The 1,702-nt window shown below is 63.1% G+C and carries 3 protein-coding genes; 2 read left to right on the forward strand and 1 reads right to left on the reverse strand.

Annotated features, from left to right (window positions below; translation table 11 throughout):
• The coding region (locus VGC56_RS18050; RefSeq protein WP_464127121.1) for a hypothetical protein at window positions 1-291 on the forward strand (291 nt) is incomplete at its 5' end.
• On the opposite strand, the gene VGC56_RS18055 is transcribed toward VGC56_RS18050, so the two are convergent.
• Window positions 252-1,423, reverse strand: a protein-coding gene (locus VGC56_RS18055) for an IS3 family transposase (protein WP_464127123.1) whose coding sequence is annotated in 2 segments (ribosomal slippage) — window positions 252-1,138 and window positions 1,138-1,423 — 1,173 coding nt in all. Because the reading frame shifts where the segments join, the coding sequence is not laid out codon by codon here. The genes VGC56_RS18050 and VGC56_RS18055 overlap by 40 nt on opposite strands.
• A gap of 46 nt (window positions 1,424-1,469) precedes the next feature.
• Here VGC56_RS18055 and VGC56_RS18060 point away from each other — a divergent pair.
• A partial coding sequence (locus VGC56_RS18060) for a DUF6880 family protein (RefSeq protein WP_464127125.1) occupies window positions 1,470-1,702 on the forward strand: 233 nt, incomplete at its 3' end.

Below are 1,702 nucleotides of genomic sequence, written 5' to 3' on the forward strand. Positions count from 1 at the left end.
GTTTGCCTTGCGCCGGGCATTGGCCGCGAGATCAGCCAGGACAAAGAACGGCCGGCGGGCATGATGGCATGGACCGCCCCACCCCGTAGCCGCCGCAGACGCGATCACTCACGATTGCGGCCGCAATTCGAAGGAGGTGACATGCCCAATCCTGCCGTGATCGGTCTCGATATCGCCAAGAACGTCTTCCAGGTGCACGGCGCCGATGCCGAGGGACGATATGACCTTCCCCCGGGAAAGTGGACACCGGGTTATGCGGTTTTCCGGTCTGCCTGCTCTGGGGTGATATAACCGATAGCGGAGTGGATCCGCCGACGATTGTAATAGGCTTCGATGTACGCGAACAGGTCGCGCCGAGCGGCCTCGCGATCGGGATAGTCGCGCTGGTGGACGAGCTCGGTTTTCAGGGTGCCGAAGAAGCTCTCCATCGGTGCATTGTCCCAGCAGTTTCCCTTGCGGCTCATTGATTGGGTGATGGCGGCGGCCTGCAGGATCTTGCGGTAGTCGCTGGCAGCGTACTGACTGCCGCGATCCGAGTGATGGATCAAGCCCGCTCCCGGACGGCGCCGTTGGACGGCCATGGTCAGTGCGGCCATGGTGAGTTCGGCGCGCATATGCTGGCGCATTGCCCAGCCGACCACCTTGCGGGTGAATAGGTCGAGGATCACGGCCAGGTAGAGCCAGCCCTCGCCGGTCGGGATATAGGTGATATCGGCCAGCCAGACTTGATCAGGCTTCTTGGCCACGAAATTCCGATCGAGCAGGTTGGCCGCGATCGGCAGAGAATGCTTGCTGTCGGTCGTGCATACACGATAGCGGCGCGGCGCCTGAGCCCGAATGCCATGCCGGCGCATCACCCGCTCGATCCGCTTGCGGCTGACAGTCTGGCCCGCGGCACGCAGTTCGGCGTGGATACGCGGCGCCCCATATCGGCCCCGGTGGTCGGCATGAACCCGCCGGATGTCGCTCAGCAGTTCGCGATTGGCGATCTCGCGTGGGCTTTCTGGCCGTGATCGCCAGGCGTAATAGCCCGACGGCGATACGCTGAGCGCATCGCACATGACGCGCACCGGCCGGGCATCCCGCTGATCCTCGATCAAGCGGAACCTCATCTCGGCGGTTCCGAGAAGATGGCCACAGCCTTTTTTAAAATGTCGCGCTCCATGCGCAGCCGATCGTTCTCGCGGCGAAGCCGGGAAATCTCTGCCGCCGGATCCGGAACGGAAAGCGTCGCCGATGCCGGTTTCGCCGGCACCGCCGACCCCGCATTCTGCCCTTCCTGGCGATTGCGCCAGTTGCGCAGCATCGAGGGCGAGATGCCCAGCTCGCCGGCAATCTGAACCAACGGCCGACCGCTGCTCGCCAGCAGGGCGATCGCTTCCTGCTTGAACTCATCTGTAAAGTGACGTCGTTCCTGGCCCATTCGACACCTTCCCGCTCCCGTCGGAGCTTAGCAAAGGTGTCCACCAATCCGGGGGAGGCTCAAATGGGAAGACGTCCGGATCGAGGTTCTCGAAGCGCTCGGGCGTCCCGAGGAGGCGCAAGCCGCGCGCTGGAGCTGCTTCGAGCGTTCGCTGTCATCCCGCCATCTTCGAGAGTATCTGAAGCAGCTGCCTGATTTTGACGATGTAACAGCCGAACAGAAGGCGCTCGATTACGTTCAGCGGTCGCGCGACCTGCTCCAGGCTCTGTCCTTCCTGAT

This window comes from Allosphingosinicella sp., from assembly GCF_036403745.1.
GTDB lineage: Bacteria > Pseudomonadota > Alphaproteobacteria > Sphingomonadales > Sphingomonadaceae > Allosphingosinicella.